General features: G+C 74.1%; 17 protein-coding genes. 8 read left to right on the top strand and 9 right to left on the bottom strand.

Going from position 1 to position 18,000, the window contains the following annotated elements; genetic code table 11:
- Positions 1 to 178: 178 nt before the first annotated feature.
- Positions 179 to 859 (top strand): TetR/AcrR family transcriptional regulator C-terminal domain-containing protein, encoded by a 681-nt coding sequence (locus tag AB0N04_RS09625; protein ID WP_360206568.1) that lies wholly within the window; start codon positions 179 to 181, stop codon positions 857 to 859.
- Between the two features lie 61 nt (positions 860 to 920).
- Here AB0N04_RS09625 and AB0N04_RS09620 read toward each other — a convergent pair whose 3' ends face one another.
- Positions 921 to 1,724: a methyltransferase domain-containing protein gene (locus tag AB0N04_RS09620; protein WP_360206168.1), complete on the bottom strand. Its 804-nt coding sequence runs from the start codon at positions 1,722 to 1,724 to the stop codon at positions 921 to 923.
- A gap of 110 nt (positions 1,725 to 1,834) precedes the next feature.
- Here AB0N04_RS09620 and AB0N04_RS09615 point away from each other — a divergent pair, with 110 nt between their 5' ends.
- Positions 1,835 to 2,635, top strand: coding sequence for a HEAT repeat domain-containing protein (locus tag AB0N04_RS09615; protein ID WP_360206171.1), 801 nt, complete (start codon positions 1,835 to 1,837; stop codon positions 2,633 to 2,635).
- A 64-nt stretch (positions 2,636 to 2,699) separates the two neighbouring features.
- On the opposite strand, the gene AB0N04_RS09610 is transcribed toward AB0N04_RS09615, so the two are convergent.
- Positions 2,700 to 3,065 (bottom strand): hypothetical protein, encoded by a 366-nt coding sequence (locus tag AB0N04_RS09610; protein WP_360206173.1) that lies wholly within the window; start codon positions 3,063 to 3,065, stop codon positions 2,700 to 2,702.
- A 276-nt stretch (positions 3,066 to 3,341) separates the two neighbouring features.
- Here AB0N04_RS09610 and AB0N04_RS09605 point away from each other — a divergent pair, with 276 nt between their 5' ends.
- On the top strand, positions 3,342 to 3,611 hold the full coding sequence (locus AB0N04_RS09605) for a GlsB/YeaQ/YmgE family stress response membrane protein (RefSeq protein WP_360206176.1): 270 nt from the start codon (positions 3,342 to 3,344) through the stop codon (positions 3,609 to 3,611).
- 62 nt (positions 3,612 to 3,673) lie between these two features.
- Here AB0N04_RS09605 and AB0N04_RS09600 read toward each other — a convergent pair whose 3' ends face one another.
- Positions 3,674 to 5,554, bottom strand: a complete 1,881-nt coding sequence (locus AB0N04_RS09600) for an amino acid transporter (protein WP_360206179.1) — start codon at positions 5,552 to 5,554, stop codon at positions 3,674 to 3,676.
- Positions 5,555 to 6,080: 526 nt separating this feature from the next.
- Between AB0N04_RS09600 and AB0N04_RS09595 the strand changes: the two genes are divergently transcribed.
- The 3 genes from AB0N04_RS09595 (at position 6,081) to AB0N04_RS09585 (ending at position 10,129) form a co-directional block, all read left to right on the top strand.
- Positions 6,081 to 7,634 carry a N,N-dimethylformamidase beta subunit family domain-containing protein gene (locus tag AB0N04_RS09595; protein WP_360206181.1) on the top strand — a complete coding sequence of 518 codons (1,554 nt, stop codon included), beginning with the start codon at positions 6,081 to 6,083 and terminating at the stop codon, positions 7,632 to 7,634.
- A 297-nt stretch (positions 7,635 to 7,931) separates the two neighbouring features.
- Positions 7,932 to 8,660, top strand: coding sequence for a polyprenol monophosphomannose synthase (locus AB0N04_RS09590; RefSeq protein ID WP_360206184.1), 729 nt, complete (start codon positions 7,932 to 7,934; stop codon positions 8,658 to 8,660).
- A 170-nt stretch (positions 8,661 to 8,830) separates the two neighbouring features.
- Positions 8,831 to 10,129, top strand: a complete 1,299-nt coding sequence (locus tag AB0N04_RS09585; RefSeq protein WP_360206187.1) for an aromatic acid exporter family protein — start codon at positions 8,831 to 8,833, stop codon at positions 10,127 to 10,129.
- Between the two features lie 45 nt (positions 10,130 to 10,174).
- Here the strand turns inward: AB0N04_RS09585 and AB0N04_RS09580 are convergent, their stop codons facing one another.
- The 3 genes from AB0N04_RS09580 to AB0N04_RS09570 all read right to left on the bottom strand — a co-directional run bounded on the left by AB0N04_RS09580 (position 10,175) and on the right by AB0N04_RS09570 (position 14,345).
- Entirely contained in the window at positions 10,175 to 10,648 is a 474-nt protein-coding gene (locus AB0N04_RS09580; protein ID WP_360206190.1) for a VOC family protein, read from the bottom strand.
- A gap of 230 nt (positions 10,649 to 10,878) precedes the next feature.
- Positions 10,879 to 12,864: a phosphocholine-specific phospholipase C gene (locus tag AB0N04_RS09575; RefSeq protein ID WP_360206193.1), complete on the bottom strand. Its 1,986-nt coding sequence runs from the start codon at positions 12,862 to 12,864 to the stop codon at positions 10,879 to 10,881.
- A gap of 14 nt (positions 12,865 to 12,878) precedes the next feature.
- On the bottom strand, positions 12,879 to 14,345 hold the full coding sequence (locus AB0N04_RS09570) for an endonuclease/exonuclease/phosphatase family protein (protein ID WP_360206195.1): 1,467 nt from the start codon (positions 14,343 to 14,345) through the stop codon (positions 12,879 to 12,881).
- Positions 14,346 to 14,624: 279 nt separating this feature from the next.
- On the opposite strand from AB0N04_RS09570, the gene AB0N04_RS09565 reads away from it, so the two are divergent.
- Positions 14,625 to 15,119, top strand: a complete 495-nt coding sequence (locus AB0N04_RS09565) for an NUDIX domain-containing protein (RefSeq protein ID WP_360206571.1) — start codon at positions 14,625 to 14,627, stop codon at positions 15,117 to 15,119.
- A 62-nt stretch (positions 15,120 to 15,181) separates the two neighbouring features.
- On the opposite strand, the gene AB0N04_RS09560 is transcribed toward AB0N04_RS09565, so the two are convergent.
- The 3 genes from AB0N04_RS09560 to AB0N04_RS09550 form a co-directional block, all read right to left on the bottom strand.
- Entirely contained in the window at positions 15,182 to 15,685 is a 504-nt protein-coding gene (locus tag AB0N04_RS09560) for an N-acetyltransferase (RefSeq protein ID WP_360206198.1), read from the bottom strand.
- 272 nt (positions 15,686 to 15,957) lie between these two features.
- Positions 15,958 to 16,224 (bottom strand): metal-sensitive transcriptional regulator, encoded by a 267-nt coding sequence (locus AB0N04_RS09555; protein WP_360206201.1) that lies wholly within the window; start codon positions 16,222 to 16,224, stop codon positions 15,958 to 15,960.
- A 173-nt stretch (positions 16,225 to 16,397) separates the two neighbouring features.
- Positions 16,398 to 16,745: a PRC-barrel domain-containing protein gene (locus AB0N04_RS09550; RefSeq protein ID WP_360206573.1), complete on the bottom strand. Its 348-nt coding sequence runs from the start codon at positions 16,743 to 16,745 to the stop codon at positions 16,398 to 16,400.
- Positions 16,746 to 17,031: 286 nt separating this feature from the next.
- Between AB0N04_RS09550 and AB0N04_RS09545 the strand changes: the two genes are divergently transcribed.
- Positions 17,032 to 17,862: an SAM-dependent methyltransferase gene (locus AB0N04_RS09545; RefSeq protein WP_360206204.1), complete on the top strand. Its 831-nt coding sequence runs from the start codon at positions 17,032 to 17,034 to the stop codon at positions 17,860 to 17,862.
- The last annotated feature ends 138 nt before the right edge of the window (positions 17,863 to 18,000 follow it).

Below are 18,000 nucleotides of genomic sequence, written 5' to 3'. Positions count from 1 at the left end.
CCGGGGGCGACCACAGGAACAGGAGCGGAACGTGAGCGAGGCGGCGAACCCCGCAGGGCCGGCCAACCCCGCAGGCCCGGCGGACGCGACCGGCGCGGCGGACACCACCGGCCCGAAGGGCACGGTCGCCCCGAAGGGCGCGGTCGGGCCGGACGACCCGGCGAACGCCGTGGTGCGACTGCTCTGGGGCCCCGCCCCCAAGCCGACCCGGGGCCCGAAGCCGGCCCTCAGCCTGGAGCGGATCGCCGCGGCGGGCGTCGAGATCGCCGACGCGGAGGGCCTGGGCGCCGTCTCCATGCAGAAGGTCGCCGGGCTGCTGGACTTCACCAAGATGTCGCTATACCGGTACGTACCGGGCAAGGCCGAACTCGTCGCCCTGATGGTCGAGTCCGCCGCCGGCGACCCGCCGGCCGCCGGGCCCGCGCTCGGCTGGCGGGAGCAACTCACCGCCTGGGCTAAGCTGTTGGCCGAATCGTTCGACCGCCACCCCTGGCTGCTGGACGCCACCGTCGGCCCCCGGGTCATCGGCCCGAGGGAACTCGCCTGGCTGGAACGGGTGGTGGCCGCCCTCGACGGCCACGGACTGACCGGCCCCGAGCGCATGGACGCCGCCGTGCTGCTCGCCGGGCACGTCCGCAGCATCGCCGAACAGTCCCGCGCCGCCGGCCCGGACGGCTCCCCCGAGGCCGACCTGCTCGCCGCCCTGGGCACGGTGGTGCACCGGCACGCCGACCGCTACCCCGCCGTCGCCGCCGCCATGGCCGAGCCCGGCGGCCGTGACCAGGCCCTGGACTTCGGTCTCGAACGGATCCTGGACGGCCTCGCCGCCCTGATCAGCCGCCGGACGGGCGCCGCGTAGCCGGACACGCCCTCAGGGACGGCCCGGCGGATCGTGCCGAGCGCGCGACGCCGGACACGCCCTACGGGCGGCGGCCCCAGGCGGAGACCATCGGGGCGGTGGCCAGGTCCAGCCGGCCGGCGGCGACGTTCGCGAGGTGGCGGTCGATCTCCTCGTCGGTAACCAGCCCCTGCCCGGTCAGGTGGTGCCGGATCTGCCGCACGGTCGCGTCCTCCAGCACGGCGCAGGCCGGCGAGGTGATCGGGAAGTACGCGTCGGCCCGGACGTCGACCAGGCCCGCCTCGCGCAGCACCCGCGGCAGCGTCCGGCCGTAGGAGAGGTCCGCGCCGCGGGCCGCCATCAGGGTCCGGAAGCCGGCCCGCAGACGGTTGGCGAGCCGCTGCTCGGGGCCCGACTCGTCCGGGCACAGCAGCGGCTGCAGGGCGGGGTCGGCGTCCTCCAGCAGCAGCCGGCCACCGGGGCGCAGTGCCCCGACCATCCGGCGCAGGGCCTCCGCACGGTCGGCGACGTGGACCAGCACCAGCCGGGCGTGCACCAGGTCGAAGCCGCCGGGCGGCGGCGGGTCGGCCGCCACGTCGTGGGCCAGCACCCGGATCACGCCGCCGGCCGCACCGGCGGTCCAGGACACGTCGATGTCGGTCGCGACGACCTCACCGGTGGGGCCGACGCGCTCGGCGAGTCCGAGCGGGACGGAGGGGCCGCCGGCACCGACCTCCCAGCAGCGCATGCCGGGGCCGATCCCGAGCCGGTCGACGTGCCGGAAGGTCACCGGGTCGAACAGCTCGGCGAGGGCGCCGAAGCGGGCGCCGGCCTCCGACTGCCGGTTGTCCAGCAGGTAGCCGTCCTCGCCGCGATGCTCAGCCATGCGGCGATTCTGGCAGACGGCCACGGCCACGGCCCGGGCCGTGGCCGTACGGGGCGGCACCGGGAAATCCCCTCGCGCCCCGCCCGGGCGAGGCCCTAACGTCCCCCTCCATGGCGATGTTCGTGCACCTGACCGCCGCGGCGAACACGCCGCGGATCCGCCGCGCCGGAATCCGGGCCGACAGCCGCGGGCAGGGCGGCGCACGCGGGCTGTACTGCTTCCCCGTGCTGCCGTCCTACCCGCTGACCCACCAGTGGCTGCGCGAGCTGGCCCGGTTCGGCGCCCGGGGCCCGCTGGTCGCCGTGCACCTCCGGCTGGACGACGCGCAGCCGGTACTGGCCGGGCACTACCGGGACCGCGCGCAGGCCGCCCAGCAGCGGCTGCCGGCCGCCGAGGCGGTGCGCCGGATCGGTGCACTGGCCGATCCGCGCGGCTGGGAGGTGTTCGTGCCGCGGGCGGCGGGCCCCCGCGAGGTGCACCGGATCCGCCCGGTGCCCCAGGTCGCCGGCTGGCGCTACCGGCCGGACGCCCACGGCACCCGGCCCTGCACCTGCTACGGCTGCCGGATCCGCGGCGAGTACGGCGGCCGCCGGCTGCGCGAGCGCCTTCCGCACCCGCTGGACGGCCCGCCGCCGCCCGTGCCGGTGCTGCTTGCACGGCTGGACGCCGCCGGCGAGCCGGGGGACGCCGCCGAACTGCGGGCCGCCCTGCACTGGTTCGGGATGCGCCGCCGCGGGCCGGTGGACCGGCTCGCCCGGCTCGCCGCCCATCCGGACCCGGGGGTGCGCACCGAGCTGGTGTGGGCCGTCGGCGGCTGGTCCACCCCCGGGGTCGCGGCGCTGCTGGCCGGCCTCGCCGGGGACCCGCATCCGGACGTCCGCGAGGCCGTCGAGGCGGTGCTGGACCGCTGAGACCTGCGGGTGTCCGGGCCTGCAGCGGTCGGGCCGGCGGGAGCCCGCCGCCTCCCGACGGGCGTCAGGAGACGCGCTTGAGCTGCCAGGAGTTGTCGTTCAGGCTCGGCACCGCGGAGTACTTGCAGCCGGCGCTGTAGAAGCTGCTGACGATGGTCCAGCCGGCCGGCGGCCAGGTGGAGCCGCAGGCGTTGACGACGGTGCCGACGGGGTAGCCGGTGAGCTGCATGATCTTCTTGGTGTTCGGGTTGAAGCCGGAGCCGCAGCCGCCGCTGTTCCACCACTGGACGTCCACGAAGCCGCTGGGGGTCAGCGAGGATCCGCACATGGTGGTGGTGTCGCCGGGCGCGGCCTGTGCGGTGCCCATGGTCAGGGTGAGGGCGGCGGCGGTACAGCCGAGGGTCATGACGGCAGCGCGGAGTCGACTCACGGGGGGCTCCTCTCGATGACGCGGCGGGTCCGCGCCAGGCACATTCCTATCGGCGCCCGCCCCTGACGGACAGTGGGTTTCCGGCCCGCTCATCGGCGCGTTTTCGCTTCCCACACGTCACCGCCACATGATGTTTACCGTGGCACACCTCGCTGACCTGCGGGTCTTCGCGCCGACATGCCCGACGGGCGGAACCGGGCGATCATGGGACGAACCGTGTCTTCGGCGATGCGGCGCACCGGTGCCCCTCCGGCCGCGCCCGGAAGGTGGACCGCGATGTTCCAGCTCCTGTGGATCCTGATGATCGGCTTCGTGCTGGGCCTGCTCGCCAAGCTGCTGCTGCGCGGCCCGCAGTCGATCCCCTGGTGGCTGACCATGCTGCTCGGCGCGGCCGGAGCCTGGCTCGGCAACGCCGTCTCCGGCTGGATCGGCGTGCGCCACACCTCGGGCATCGACTGGATCCGCCACCTGCTCCAACTCGGCTTCGCCGTCGCCCTGGTGGCCGTCGTCGCACCCGCCTGGAGCCGGTCCCACCCGAGGCGCTGACCACCGGGCCGCACCGGCCGCACCGCCGCGGGCCCCCGGGACACCGGGCCGCGGCGACGCCGTCAGCCGACGTGCACCGCCGGCCGCCGCCTGCGCTCCGGTTCGGCCTCCCGCAGCACCTCCCGGGTCACGGGCGCGATCTCGCCCTGCCCGAACAGGAGGAACCGCAGGAACTGGGCGAAGGGGTTGCCCTCCGTCCACTCGAAGTAGATGTGCGGCTGCTGCCCGGTGAGGTCGCGCACCCGCAGCAGCAGCGCGGCCAGCGCGTTCGGCACGCTGGAGCTCTCCAGCGAGAGCACCCGGTAGCGCTCGTGCAGGACCTCCCCGCGCACCGTGAGCTCGGCCTCGAAGTCGGACGGGTCCAGCACGGTGACCTCGACGAACACCAGGTCGTCCTCGGCCGGGATGTCGTTGTCGCGCCGGATCTGGTGGATCTTGTCCCGGTACTCGGCGAGGTCCCTGCTGTTCGGCTCGTTGGCGATCAGCCGCAGCGGGCGGTGCATGTAGTCGCGGACGAAGCGCTCCGCCACGTCGTCCAGCACCACGTCGGTGACGCGCAGTTCGAAGGCCCGCTTGAGCCGGGACAGGAAGGAGACCAGCATGATCCCGGCGATGAAGCAGGCGCCGATCTTGACGCCGTCCGGCCGCTCGGCGATGTTCACGGCGGTGGTGTAGAGGAAGACCGCGGCGATCACCGCGAAGCCGGCCGTCCAGCGGCGCTGGGCGGCCTTGTGGGCGGCGATGGTGACGGCGATGGCGGCCGAGCTGATCAGCACCAGGACACCGGTGGCGTAGGCGCCGCCCTGGGCGTCGACGTTGGCGTCGAAGAGCCAGGTGACCAGGAAGGCGATCAGGGTCAGCACGATCACCGTGGGGCGCACGGCCCGGGCCCAGTGCGGGGCCATGCCGTAGCGGGGCAGGTAGCGGGGCATCAGGTTGAGCAGTCCGGCCATCGCGGAGGCGCCGGCGAACCAGAGGATGGCGATGGTGGACAGGTCGTAGACGCTGCCGAAGGCGCTGCCCAGGTTCTCGTGCGCGAGGTAGGCGAGCGCCCGACCGTTGGCCGGGCCCCCGGTCTTGAAGTCGTCCGGGGGGATCAGCAGGGTGGTGATGAAGCTGGTGGTGATCAGGAAGCAGCTCATGATCACGGCCGCGGTGGTGAGCAGCTTGCGGGCGCCGCGGATCCGGCCGGTCGGCTTCTCCTCGGTGTCCTCCGGATCGCCCTCGATGTGCGGCATCACGGCGACGCCGGTCTCGAATCCGGACAGGCCGAGCGCGAGCTTCGGGAAGACGATCAGGGCGACGCCGATCACGGCGATCGCGTTGCCGTGCTCGGCGATGAGCGCGTCCGTCCAGTCGGCGAAGAGGTGCGGGGCCTTGAGCACGTGCCAGAGACCGTTGACCACCACCACGACGTTGAGCGCCAGGTAGATCCCGACCAGGACGACGGCCAGGCCGATCGCCTCGCCGAAACCCTTCAGGAAGACCCCGCCGAGCAGCGCGATCAGGATCAGCGTGATCAGCACCTGCTTGCCGTCCAGCGCCGTGTGCAGGTGCGGGTTCTCCACCAGGTGCGCGGTCGCGTCGGCGGCCGACAGGGTGATGGTGATCATGAAGTCGGTGCCCGCGAAGCCCAGCAGCGTCAGGACGAAGAGCTTGCCCTGCCAGAACGAGAGCAGCCGCTCCAGCATCGCGATGGAGCCCTCGCCGTGCGGACTCTCCTGCGCCACCCGGCGGTAGACCGGCAGGGCGCCGAGCAGGGTGACGACCACCAGCACGAGGGTCGCGATCGGCGAGACCAGGCCGGCCGCGAGCGCGGCGATGCCGGGCTGGTAGCCGAGCGTGGAGAAGTAGTCCAGACCGGTCAGGCACATCACCCGCCACCAGCGCTGGCCCTTCACGTGCGGGGCCTGCGCGTGCGGGCCGGGGTGCTGCTTGGCCATGTCGGACAGGCCTTCCAGCAACCACGCCCGGAACCGCGAGCCGCGGTTCACGGGCGCCGACCCAGCTCCGACCGAACCCGACGAGACCACGCGCACCCCTGTCCACGGTCGGCCGGGCACACGGCGCCGGACCCCCTGACCGCCGGACGGCGGGCCTGGTCAGGCTAGGTGACACGGCGCCACGGCCGGGCGGCCGCGGGCCCGGACACGCCGGGGTACCCCCGGACGGCCCCGGGCGCGGTGCACGGCGAGGCGGGGCCGCCCCGCCGGCGGACGGCCACCCGGCGCGGCGGCCCGTAGACCTCACCCCCGAGGGGTAAGGATGACCGCGCGCGTTGACCCGCCGTCTTGACCACCGTCTTGACCCGCCGTCGGTACCCACCCGCCCTGACGCGGCGTCGTGACCCACCCGTCGTGACCCACCGTCTCGGCCCGCCGTCCCGGTCCGGCGTCCGGACGCGGCGCGGCGGCGCAGCGAGCCGTCGCACCCCGGCGACGGACCCGATCGGACACCAGGGAGGCCACGATGGCGGAACCGAGCCGGCGCGGCGTACTGGGCCTGGGCCTGATGGCCGCGGCCCTCTCCTCCTGCGGCACCGGACCGCCCCACCCCGCCCCCGCACCGCACCCCTCCCCCGACGCGGGCGGCCCGGGCACCGCCGAACACGTCGGCCTGCGCACCGAGCAGTCCCTCCCCGGCGACCCGGACTGGGAGATCACCGACCCCGGCCCCGCCGACGCCATCGAGGGCTTCGCCGACCGCGTCAGCGTGCTGCCCGGCGAGCAGTTCGGGCTGCACGTCTCCACCCCGGCCACCGCCTTCACCGTCTCCGCCTACCGCGCCGGCTGGTACGGCGGCGCCCGCGCCCGCCTGGTCTGGCGCCGCGAGCACGTCCCCGGCGGCAGACAGCCGGCGCCGCACGTGGACCCGGCCACCCGCACCGTGCTCACCGGCTGGCGGCGCACCCTCGCCGTGGACACCACCGGCTGGCCCGAGGGCGCCTACCTGCTGCGGCTGGACGCCGAGGACGGCACCGGCCGGCGCTACGTCCCGCTCACCGTCCGCTCCGCCACCACCGCCGGCCGGACCGTGGTGATGAGCGCCCCGGCCACCTGGCAGGCCTACAACGAGTGGGGCGGGCACAGCCTCTACAACGGCCCCACCGGCGGGCTCGCCACCCGCTCGCTGCGGGTCGTCTTCGACCGGCCGTACGACTACGACCACGGCGCCGGGCTGTTCCTGGTCTACGAGGCCCCGCTGGTGGCGCTCGCCGAGCGGCTCGGGCTGCCACTCGCCTACACCACCGGCATCGACGTCGCCCGCGAACCCGGGCTGCTGCACGGCGCGAGCACCGTCGTGTCCCTCGGCCACGACGAGTACTGGTCCCCCGAGCAGCGCGCCCACGTCACCGCGGCCCGCGACGCCGGGACCAACCTGGCCGTCCTCGGCGCCAACTGCTGCTACCGCCGGATCCGCCTCGAACCCTCCGAGCTCGGCCCGGACCGCACGGTGGTCTGCTACAAGGGCGCCTGGGCGCAGGACCCGGGCCACCTGGCCGGCGCACCCGCCACCACCGACTTCCGGGCCGACCCCGGCGCCGACCCCGAGAGCTCCCTGCTCGGCGTCCTCTACGACGGCTACCCGGTGGACGCCCCGTACGTGGTCCGCGCGGCGGACCACTGGGCCTTCGAGGGCACCGGCGTCGCCGCCGGGGCGTCCTTCCCGCACCTCGTCGGCGTCGAGTACGACCGGGTGGACACCGCCTTCCCCACCCCGCGCCCGATCCAGGTGCTCGCCCACTCCCCGGTGGTCTGCGAGGGCCGGCCCTCGCACGCCGACACCGCCTACCACACCCTCCCCGGCGGCGCCGGGGTGTTCGCCACCGGGACGATGCGCTGGGTCGAGGCCCTGGACGCGCACGGCCCCGGCGGCACCGGCGCCGACCACGGCATCGACGCCCGCGCCGGCGACCTCGTCCGCAAGGTCACCGAGAACGTCCTGCGCACCTTCGCCGCCGGCCCCGCCGCCCGCACCCACCCGGCCACCGACGACCTGGCCACCGTCTACGGCCCGGCGTAGGGCCCGGTCAGGTGGTCGCTCCCGGGGCCGGGGCGGCGGCGAGGAGCCGGGGGGCGACGGATCTTCACAAGAGGTCTCCATGTCGGTCGGTCGGACGGCAGCGGCAGCCTGGCATGGACACGCATCGAGGTCGAACGGTCTTCCGACGGGCCGTCAGCCGGGTCGGCCGGGACGCCCGGGGCGGGGGGAGCCCCGTGGCACGGATACACTCACACGGTCCAATCCAGCGCAGGTCGTCCAGACAGACCGACCGGTGCGGCACGGGTGCCGGCCGGCGAGGGCACGAGGGAACAGAACATGGTCGAGGCCTCCCCGAAGGTCGTTGTCGTCGTCCCCACGTACAACGAGCGGGAGAACCTCCCGGTCCTCGCGGGGCTCCTCGCGGACCTCCCGGTTCCCGACCTGCACCTGCTGGTCGTCGACGACAACTCCCCGGACGGCACCGGCGAACTGGCCGACAAGCTCGCCGCGGACTCCGGCGGCACCGTCGGCGTGCTGCACCGCACCGAGAAGAACGGCCTCGGCCGCGCCTACCTGGCCGGCATGGCCCGGGCGCTGGACGAGGGCGCGGACGTCGTGGTGCAGATGGACGCCGACCTCTCGCACCCCGCCTCGGCGATACCCGCCATGGTGGAGGCCCTGCTCGCCGACGAGACCGCCGTGGTGCTCGGCTCCCGCTACGTCCCCGGCGGCTCCACCGCCGCGGAGTGGCCCTGGCACCGCAAGGCCCTGTCCGCCTGGGCCAACCTGTACGTCAACACCATCCTCGGCCTGGGCGTCCGGGACGCCACCGCGGGCTTCAAGGCCTGGCGGGCCGCCACCCTTCGGGCGATCGACCTGCCGAGCGTGCAGAGCAGCGGGTACTCGTTCCAGGTCGAGATGAACTACCGGGTCGTCCAGCGCGGCATGACGATCCGCGAGGTGCCGATCCGCTTCGAGGAGCGGATCGAGGGCGCCTCGAAGATGAGCATCGGGGTACAGGTCGAGTCCGCGCTGGCGCCCTGGAAGCTGCGGCTGAACCGCTGAACCGCTGGGCCGCCGAACCGTCGGCCCCGATGAGTCGTCGGCCCGGCTGGAGCACGGGGACGCGCCGCGGGGTGGCTCCGTAGGGCGCCGGACGGCTCCGGAACGGGCATACGGGTGCCCGTCGGGCCGCCCGGCGGTGTGGACGGCGGCTGCGGGGAAAGAAGGGCCACATGTCCCTTCTCCCGGAGTCCCTGACGGCCCTCGTCCGCCGCGGCGCCCGAGAACCCTTCGTCGTGCAGACCGTGCGGGCCACGGTGGCCGCCACCCTCGCCTACGCGGTGGCGACCAGGCTCAGCAGTGAGCCGGCCCCGCTGACGGCCCCGCTCACCGCCCTGCTGGTGGTGCAGGTCACCGTCTACTCGACGCTCAAGACCAGCATCCGCCGGGTCAACTCGGTGGTGGTCGGGGTCCTGATCGCGATCGGCTTCAGCGCCGTGGTCGGGCTCTCCTGGTGGAGCCTCGGGCTGATCATCCTCGCCTCGCTGGTCGTCGGCCGGTTCGTCCGGGTCGAGGAGTTCGTCCAGGAGGTCGCGATCAGCGCGATGCTGATCCTGGGCGTCACCAAACTCGCCTCGCAGGCCTGGGACCGGGTGCTGGAGACGCTCATCGGCGCCGCCGTCGGCCTGCTGTTCAACCTGCTGTTCGCCCCTCCGGTGTGGGTGGACACCGCCGGCGAGTCGATCGAGGACCTCGCCCGGCGCGCCCGCCACCTGCTGCTGGACATCTCCGAGGAGCTGGGCCGCCCGACCCCGGTCGCCCGGGCCGCCGAGCGGCTGCACGAGGCCCGGCGGCTCGACCAGGCGATCGCCGACGTGGACGCGGCGCTGCGCCAGGCCGAGGACAGCCTGCGGCTCAATCCGCGGATCAGCGAGGGGCTGCTCTCCCGGCTGGTGCTGCGCACCGGGCTGGACACCCTGGAGATCTGCGTGGTGGTGATCCGGGTGCTGGCCCGCTCGCTGACGGACCTGGCCAAACGCCGGGCACCCGGCGAACGGCTGCTCCCCCCGGACGTGGCGGTCGGCCTGGAGGAGCTGCTCGGGCACGTCGGCGGGGCCATGGTGAGCTTCGCGGTGCTGGTGACCACGCAGGTCAGCCGCAACGCCGAGGAGGCGGAGCAGCGGCTGGCCGCCGAGCTGGCCGCGGCCTGGAGCTGCCGGGAGAACGTCGCCCAGGTGCTGCTGCGCAGGGTGCAGGAGCACCCCGAGGCGTGGCAGCTGCACGGGTCGATCCTGGCCGAGGTGGACCGGATCCTGGACGAGCTGGACCCGGAGCACCGCGGCCGGCGGCTGATGGAGGAGCTGGACCGGGCCTCGGTGGCCAACCGGGAGCGGTTCTCCCGGTTCGCCGGGCTGCGCCGCTTCCTGCGGGGCGAGCGCTGGCGGGCCCGGCGGCGGGGCCGGCCGGCCGGCCCGGGCGACGGGCCGGAGCAGGGGGGACGGGAGCGCCCGACGGTGGGGGCCGGGCGCTGACGCTGCGTCTCCCCCGGAGTCTTCCGGGACCTCGGTCGCGCGCCGTCAGCCCCGGGCCGCGTCGAGCAGCGGCTGCACCTCGATCTTGCGCATCTGCAGCATCACCGCCATCACCCGGTCGGCCGCGGCCCGGTCCAGCCCGCTGATCAGCTCGTTGAGGACCCGCGGCACGATCTGCCAGGACAGGCCCCAGCGGTCCTTGAGCCAGCCGCAGGGGCCCTCCTGCCCGCCGTCGGCGGTGAGCCTGGACCAGAGGTCGTCGACCTCCTGCTGGTCCTCGCAGTCCACCTGGAGCGAGATCGCCTCGGTGAAGCGGAACTCGGGGCCCCCGTTGAGCGCCACGTACTGCTGGCCGGCGAGCTCGAAGACCACGGTCATCACCGAGCCGGGGGCGCCGGGGCCGGCCTCGCCGTAGCGGTTGACCTGGGTGATCCGGGAGTCGGGGAAGAGCGAGGTGTAGAAGGTCGCGGCCTGTTCGGCCTGGTCGTCGAACCAGAGGAAGGTGGTGATCTTCTGCATGCGCCCGACCGTAGACCCGGGCCGCGGCCGGGTGGCCGAGCCACGGCCGGGGGTCACCGGTTCGGCGCCCCGCGCGCACGGGAGCGGCCGGGAGCGCCCGGGCGAGGCGCCGCGGGGGCGGGAGGGTGTGCGGTCCCCGGGGTGCGCGGCCCCCGGGGCGGGTGGCTGGTGGTGACACCCGGCGCGCGGGGCGGGCCCGCGCGCCGGGGCCGGTCCGTGGACCCGACCGGTCAGTGCACCCAGCCCGCGTAGCGCTGGGCGAAGCGCCGCCCGCTGTGGGCGGTGACCACCACGTCGTAGCGGCCCTGCCCGTCCAGCGGCCAGGCCACGTCGACCTGCTTGCCGGGCCGCACCCACACCGTCCGCGCCGTCCCCGCGAAGTCGTTGGGCTCGGCCGTGAAGGCGAGGTCCGTCAGACCGTCGTTGACGAGCTGCAGGGTGAGCCGACGGCCGCGCAGGTCCGCGGTGACGATCGGTACGGCGACGTCGTTCTGTCCGTCCCGGCCGTCACGGACCACCGTGCCGGCGAACCGGCGCACGAAGCCGTCCGGGCCGTGGACGGTGAAGTCGTAGCGCCCGTTGGTGGCGGCCGCGTCCCAGGTGTACGTGGCGGTGGCGCCGGGCGCGACGGTGTACGGGGTGCCCGCGAACGGGAACACGATGTTGGGGTAGACGGTGTAGGGGAAGGCGACCGAGCCGTCGTTGCTCAGGGTGCAGACGACCTTGCCGCTCGTCCGGTCCACCTCCACGTCGGCCCACGGCTGGTACGGCAGCGCGCGGTGCGGCCGCTCACCGCGCTCCTGGACCGGCATCGACTGGGCGCCGACCGCGGGCAGGACGACGCCGGGCAGCTTGGTCCCGGCGTCGGCCCTGGCCATCAGCGCGGTGGTGTCCGGCAGCTCGGGGATCGAGTGGTCCGGCGCGGCGAAGTCCAGGCAGCTGGTCAGGTCGCCGCAGACGGCCCGGCGCCAGGCGGAGATGTTCGGCTCGGCGACCCCGGTCACCAGCTCCATGAAGCGCAGCACGGACGTGTGGTCGAAGACCTGGGAGTCGACCCACCCACCGCGCGACCACGGCGAGACGACCCAGAGCGGGACGCGGTTGCCCAGACCGATCGCACGCCCGTGGGTGAACTCCTCGGGGGTGCCCGGCTCCGGGGTGGGCGGGACCATGTGGTCGAAGTAGCCGTCGTTCTCGTCGTACATCACGAGGAACACGGTGTGCCGCCAGACGTCCGGGTTGGACATCAGCGACTGCAGGGCCTGGTCGACCCAGTGCGCGCCGTACGCCGGGCCGGCCTCCGGGTGCTCGGAGAACAGGTAGGGCGCGACCAGCCAGGAGATCGTCGGCAGGGTGCCGTCCTTGCAGTGCCGGTCGAAGTCCGCCGGGTCGAACTTGGTCATCGCGTTGACGTACCGCGGGTCCGTGGGCGGGAACGCGTGGAACTGTTTGAAGTAGGAGAGCGCGTTGTCGTCGTAGTCGCCGGTGCGGTCGTCCTTGCTGGGGTTGTGGTAGACCCGCCAGCTGACGCCGGCCTGCTCCAGGCGCTCGGCGTAGGTGGTCCAGTCGGCGACGGGGTTGTCGGTGACCGGGGTGTTGTCGATCCAGGGCCCGGTGGTGCCGTCGCGGCCGGGCCCGGCCGTACCGGTCCACAGGTAGAGGCGGTTGGGGTCGGTCGGGCCGGCGAGCGAGGTGAAGTAGGCGTCGCAGAGGGTGAAGGCGTCGGCCAGCGCGTACTGGTAGGGGATGTCGTCCCGGGTGAAGTACCCCATGGTCCGCTCGCCCTTGGCCGCGATCCACTTGTTCATCGCGCCGTTGTTGATGGCCTGGTGGCCCGTCGCCCAGTCGTGCGCCAGACCGCCCGCGTTCTGCGCGTTGTACCTGGAGGTGTCCATCCGGTACGGCAGCATCGCCCCGCCGTCGCTGCGCCCGGCGTCGGGCTGGCGGAACACGTCGGTGCCGTCCGGGAAGCGCAGGGCCTGGCGGTCGCCGAAGCCGCGCACGCCGGAGAGCGTGCCGAAGTAGTGGTCGAAGCTGCGGTTCTCCTGCATCAGCACCACGACGTGCTTGACGTCCTTGATGGTGCCGGTGAGCCGGTCCGGGGAGGGGGCGGGAGCAGGAGCGGCCTCGGCGGGGGCGGCCGCCAGGCCGGTCAGGGCGGTCGCGCCGACGGCCGCGGTGGCGCCGACGAAGGTGCGGCGGGAGAGCTCGGACATCACGAACTGGCCTCTCAGAGCTGGAAGGTGGCGACGGCGGCGGCGGTGTCGGAGGGCCACTCGTTGGCGGCGGTGTTCGGCTCGGGCTGCGGCCAGTCGGCGACCAGCGTGTGCGCCTCGACCAGCTTCAGCGGGCCCGCGTAGTGGACGTGGTCGGTGCGGTCCTGCGGCTCCGGCCGGTCACCGCGCTGCTTGCGGGTGGGCGACCAGGTGGCACCCGGGAAGGCCACCGGGTCGCGGCGCTCCTCCCGGAAGGCGTCGGTCAGCCCCGCGCCCTGCAGCGCCTTGCTGACCGGCCAGTCGAGCGCGCCGACCCCGTTGTGGGCGGCGGCGGTGGCGGCCGTCCAGTCCAGGTGGGACGGCGAGGACATGGCCCCGGCGAGCACCACCGGGACGTGCCGGGCCGCGTCGGCGCGCACCGCGGCGGCCAGCGCCGTCGCCTGCCGGCCGCGGAGCGAGGCGGCCTCGGCGGCGGTCACGTCGGCGGCGCTGCGCCCGTCCTGGATCGCGTACGGGCCGTAACCGGCCTCGTCCAGGTGCGCGGCCCAGAAGCGGACGGTGCGCCCGCCCGGCAGCTGGACGGTGGCCGCGGCCGCGGGGAGGTCCGCGGTCACCGGGGTGACGTCGGTGAGCGGGTGACGGCTGAGGATGCCGACACTGCCGGGGCTCTGGTAGGCGTACCAGCCGAGCGCGTCGGCGAGGGTCTTCGCGCGCTCGCCGGCGGTCTCCTGGAGGGCGAGCACGTCCAGGCCCTGGGTGAGCACGACGCGCAGCTGCTTCTCCAGCGCGTCGGTGTGACCGCGGCCCGCGTCGTGCAGGTTCCAGCTGGCGGCCTTGAGGCGCGGCGGCGCGGCCGGGTCGGCGACGGGGACGAGCACGGTGACGGTGTCGGTGGCGCCCGTGCCGTCCTTGACCGCGCTGTCCTTGACGGCGACGACCACCACCTCCGGGGTCTTGCCGGCCGCACCCGCCGCGCCGGCCGCGGGGGCGGTGCCGGTGAGCGTGCCGTCGGTGCTGACGTTCAGCCAGGACGGGCCGCTCACCTTGCGGAACGCGGCGGTGCCGGCCGCGTTGCCCGCCGGGCGGGACCAGAGGCCGCCGAGCCTGACGGTCAGCGCGGCACCGGGGGCGACCGGGGTGGCGGTGAGTGCGTCCACGGCGGCGTGCGGGCGCACGACGGCCGGCTTCGGGCGGAAGCTGAACGGCTCGGTCCGGGCGAGCACGCCGTAGCCGTCCTTCGCCAGCAGGTAGGCGGTGTACGGGCCGCCGGTGAGCGCGGAGGTGTCCAGCTGGACGTCACCGGAGGCGGCCGGGGTGTACTTCCACAGCAGGGAGGAGCCGGTGCCGGGCTGGCGGGTGCCGTCGTAGACACCGACCCAGTTCTTGGCGTCGGGGGCGTCGGTGGTCCAGTGGAAGGTGAGCCGGTCGCCTTCGGTGGGGTTGGCGGAGGAGGTGAGGGTCAGGGCGCTGCCTGCGGCCACGGTTGTCCTGTCCGCCGCCCGGGGCCGGTCCGCCGGGGGACGGCCGGGTCCGCGCGCGGCTGGTCACGGAGGTTGGGAGGGAGGCCTCGCAGTTGGCTGTACAACTGCGGGCGGCCCTCATTCATCCGAAGGCCAGCGACCGGGACGTGAACGACGCATGACGGAACATCGGGCGGTTCGGGAACTCCGGGGCGCAGGCGCCGCCGGGTGGGGTGGGCTTGGCTGGTTCCGGCGCCGCGCGGCCGCCGGCGGGCCGGTAGGGTCGACCTCGTGGTGCCGATGAGGTGGACCTCCCGCGTCCTGCTGGTCGACGAGCGCGACCGGCTCCTCCTGCTCTGCGCGCGGGACCCCCGCAGACCGGGCGCCCGCTGGTGGTTCACCGTCGGCGGCGGGGTGGAGGACGGCGAGGACCACCGGCAGGCCGCCCTGCGCGAACTGCGCGAGGAGACGGCGCTGAGCCTGCCCGCCGAGCGGCTCGGCCCCCTCCTCTGGACGCGGCGGACCCACCTCAGCGTCGACGGCCGGGCCTTCGACCAGCACGAGGAGTACCGCCTCGTCCGCCTCAGCGCCGCGGAGGCCGCGGCCACCAGGGTCGACCCCGCGGAGGCCTCGCACGGGCACCACTGGTGGACCGTGCAGGAACTCGCCACCACCTCGGAGACGGTGCGCCCCAAACGGCTGGCCCCGCTCCTCGCCGAGGTGCTGACGGCCGGCGGGCCGGCCCGGACACCGCTGCACCTGGGGGACTTCGACGAGGACGCCGACCCGGAGTAGGCGGCTGTGCCGGGGGTGGTGGCGATCGGTCAGGACGGCCGACCGGTACGGGCGACGAGCACTTACGCGTCGGGATGCTCCGGCAGGGCGAGCCAGTCCGACCAGGAGATCCCGCGGCCGAGGAAGCGCGGCTGCTCGAACGGCCAGTCGGCGGCGATCCACTGCGGTACCAGCGCGTCGAAGGCCTGCTCGACCTCGCTGCCCACCAGCTCGTCCACCACCCACCAGGAGATCTCGCCGTCCGCGCCGGCCCGCTCCGGCGGGTCGATGTAGACGCAGCCGAGCAGAGCCGTCTCCGCTGCGTCGAACAGCGCGTAGTTGAAGGACTGGTGTGCGGCGATCTCCTTCTCGTGCCGCAACAGGTCGGCCTGGTCGGCCTCGTAGGTCATGGTGGCCGCGGGCCAGCCCCAGGCCGGACCGAACATGGCCCACAGCCGCTCGCGCGAACCCATCACGGCCGGATAGTCGAGCGGGGCGTCCGCCTCCCGGATCGGCCGCAGGTGATGGCCACCGCCCGGCAGCGGTACCAGGACGGGGTGGACGAAGTCATCGGGAAGCCAGCTCATGGCGCCCGACCGTATCAGCGCGCGGCCGCCCGCTCCCCTGGATTTTCCCCGCCTACCGCCAGGCCCTGCCCCCATGCCGGGCAGGGCCCGCGACCACCCGGTCGAGACTCCCGTTCGACCGACGGACTCCATGATCGGTACGGCAACGGCTGCTCGGCCGAGCTCGGAGCCGGCCAGTCATTGCGGGCAGGGCCCGGCCAGGTCATTGCGGGCAGGGTCAGGCCGAGTCATTGCGGGCAAGGTGAGGCAGGGTCAGGTCAGGCAAGGGCAGGTCAGGCAAGCGCGAGGAACAGCTTCTCCAGCTCGGCCTCGCTCATCGGCGGGGTGTCGTCGTCGGCGGCGGCCATGCACTGGCGCATGCCGCTGGCCACGATCTTGAAGCCGGCCCGGTCGAGGGCGCGCGAGACCGCGGCGAGCTGGGTGACGACGTCCTTGCAGTCGCGCCCCGCCTCGATCATCGCGATGACTCCGGCCAACTGGCCCTGGGCGCGGCGCAGCCGGTTCAGCACCGCGCCGACCGACTCCTCGTCCACCTGCATGTCCGGGCCGCCTTTCACATCGACTGTCGACTGACAAGTGTACCCCGCGGGGTATCCATTCCCCCGGGGGTGCGATGTGGGCCGACCGGCGGCGCGACCCCGGCCCGACCTGGGCGCGACGACCTGCCCGGGTCGGGCTCGGGGCTCGGGGCTCAGGGCTCAGGGCTCAGGGCTCAGCGGCGGGCGAGGCGCCGTTCGCCGCCGGCACCCGTGGCGTAGGGGAGCTCGTAGTGCGCGAACACGGCGGGCTCGTCCTCGGCGGGCAGGACGTCGTCGGTGCCGATCGACGGGGCCTGCTTGACCTGGCCCTTCGAGAACGGGACGCGGACGTACTTCGGCCCGACCACCGCGCCGTCCAGGGGAACGAACACCAGCCGGCGCCGGGTCGCCAGGCCGATCGCGACCGTGGCGAAGAAGGGCTGGTCGGAGGCCGTCTCCACGTAGACGGCCTCCAGCGAGCCGATGCGGTGGCTCTTCTCGTCGACCACCGCGTGGCCGCGCCACTCCCGGATGTCTGCCATGTCGATCGCCACGACCCTGACCTCCCGTCTCCCGGCGCCCTCGTGTCGCAGCGCTCCGGCGCTACGGTGCCGGGACCTCCCATCCTGCGCCGGGACGGCGGACGGCGCGCGGCGAGGCACAGGGGTCGCGCGGGGCCCACCTGCGGGCGAAACAGGCATAGAAGGGGCATTCCGGGGCGACCCGACCATCCGCCTCCACCGCCTTGACCAGGGCTTTAAGCTGTCCGCCAAGAACGCTGCAAGTAGATCGTCAGATCTTCGACAGATGGGGGCGACGGTCATGCCCGTGGGCTACGAGAGCATGTGGGATCCCGGCCGACCCGGAGTCCCCGCCGACCTGAGACCCGACATCCCGCACCCGGCCCGGATGTACGACTACTACCTCGGCGGGAAGGACAACTTCCCCGCCGACCGCGCCGCGGCCGAGAAGGCCCTCGCGGCCAACCCGGAGTTCCGCTCCACCGCGCGCGCCAACCGGGGCTTCCTCACCCGGGCCGTACGCTGCGTCGCCGACCTCGGCATCGACCAGTTCCTCGACATCGGCACCGGCATCCCCACCGCCGGCAACACCCACGAGATCGCCCAGGCCGTCAACCCGGCCGTGCGCGTCGTCTACGTCGACAACGACCCCATCGTGCTCAGCCACGCCCGCGCACTGATGTCCGGAACGGGCTCGGGAGGCACCACCGTCCTCCAGGCCGACCTGCGCGAACCGGCCGCGGTACTCGCCGCCGTCGAGAGCGAGGAACTCCTCGACTTCTCCCGCCCGATCGGCCTCGTCCTGGCCGCGGTGCTGCACTTCCTGCGCGACGAGGACAAGCCCTACCAGGTGGTGACCACCCTCCTGGACGCCCTGCCGTCCGGCAGCCACCTGATCCTCTCCCACGGCACGGCCGACTTCATCCCCGCCGCGGTCCGCGACCGCGTCACCGGCGTCTACGACAAGGCCACCGCACCCCTCGTCGGCCGCACCCGCGACGAGGTCCGCGCCTTCCTCGACGGCCTCGACGTCCTCACCCCGGGCGTCACCACCGTCCCCCTCTGGCGCCCCGAGACCACCCCCTCCCCCGACGCCGACCGCGTCAGCATGTACGGCGCCGTAGCCCGCAAACCCTGACCGGCTCGCACCAGCCTTCGGGAAAATATACCGACCGGTCTACCGATTTGCGCAGCAGCGCTGACCGGTGCCCGTCCACCCGCGCAGGAAGTCGACCACATCGACTTCCTGCGCACCCAGCAAGGTCAACATCCACCC

The sequence above is a fragment of the Kitasatospora sp. NPDC051702 genome, from assembly GCF_040681575.1.
Lineage (GTDB): Bacteria > Actinomycetota > Actinomycetes > Streptomycetales > Streptomycetaceae > Kitasatospora.
This window is presented reverse-complemented; position numbering and strand designations above follow the sequence as displayed.

Excerpts from the sequence above, each read along its gene's own strand:
- AB0N04_RS09555 (WP_360206201.1), bottom strand. The coding sequence starts at position 16,224 with ATGCAGGTGGACGAGGAGTCGGTCGGCGCGGTGCTGAACCGGCTGCGC.
- AB0N04_RS09575 (WP_360206193.1), bottom strand. The coding sequence starts at position 12,864 with ATGTCCGAGCTCTCCCGCCGCACCTTCGTCGGCGCCACCGCGGCCGTC.
- AB0N04_RS09595 (WP_360206181.1), top strand. The coding sequence starts at position 6,081 with ATGGCGGAACCGAGCCGGCGCGGCGTACTGGGCCTGGGCCTGATGGCC.
- AB0N04_RS09615 (WP_360206171.1), top strand. The coding sequence starts at position 1,835 with ATGGCGATGTTCGTGCACCTGACCGCCGCGGCGAACACGCCGCGGATC.
- AB0N04_RS09550 (WP_360206573.1), bottom strand. The coding sequence starts at position 16,745 with ATGGCAGACATCCGGGAGTGGCGCGGCCACGCGGTGGTCGACGAGAAG.
- AB0N04_RS09605 (WP_360206176.1), top strand. The coding sequence starts at position 3,342 with ATGTTCCAGCTCCTGTGGATCCTGATGATCGGCTTCGTGCTGGGCCTG.
- AB0N04_RS09600 (WP_360206179.1), bottom strand. The coding sequence starts at position 5,554 with ATGGCCAAGCAGCACCCCGGCCCGCACGCGCAGGCCCCGCACGTGAAG.
- AB0N04_RS09560 (WP_360206198.1), bottom strand. The coding sequence starts at position 15,685 with ATGAGCTGGCTTCCCGATGACTTCGTCCACCCCGTCCTGGTACCGCTG.
- AB0N04_RS09620 (WP_360206168.1), bottom strand. The coding sequence starts at position 1,724 with ATGGCTGAGCATCGCGGCGAGGACGGCTACCTGCTGGACAACCGGCAG.
- AB0N04_RS09585 (WP_360206187.1), top strand. The coding sequence starts at position 8,831 with ATGTCCCTTCTCCCGGAGTCCCTGACGGCCCTCGTCCGCCGCGGCGCC.
- AB0N04_RS09580 (WP_360206190.1), bottom strand. The coding sequence starts at position 10,648 with ATGCAGAAGATCACCACCTTCCTCTGGTTCGACGACCAGGCCGAACAG.
- AB0N04_RS09590 (WP_360206184.1), top strand. The coding sequence starts at position 7,932 with ATGGTCGAGGCCTCCCCGAAGGTCGTTGTCGTCGTCCCCACGTACAAC.
- AB0N04_RS09565 (WP_360206571.1), top strand. The coding sequence starts at position 14,625 with ATGAGGTGGACCTCCCGCGTCCTGCTGGTCGACGAGCGCGACCGGCTC.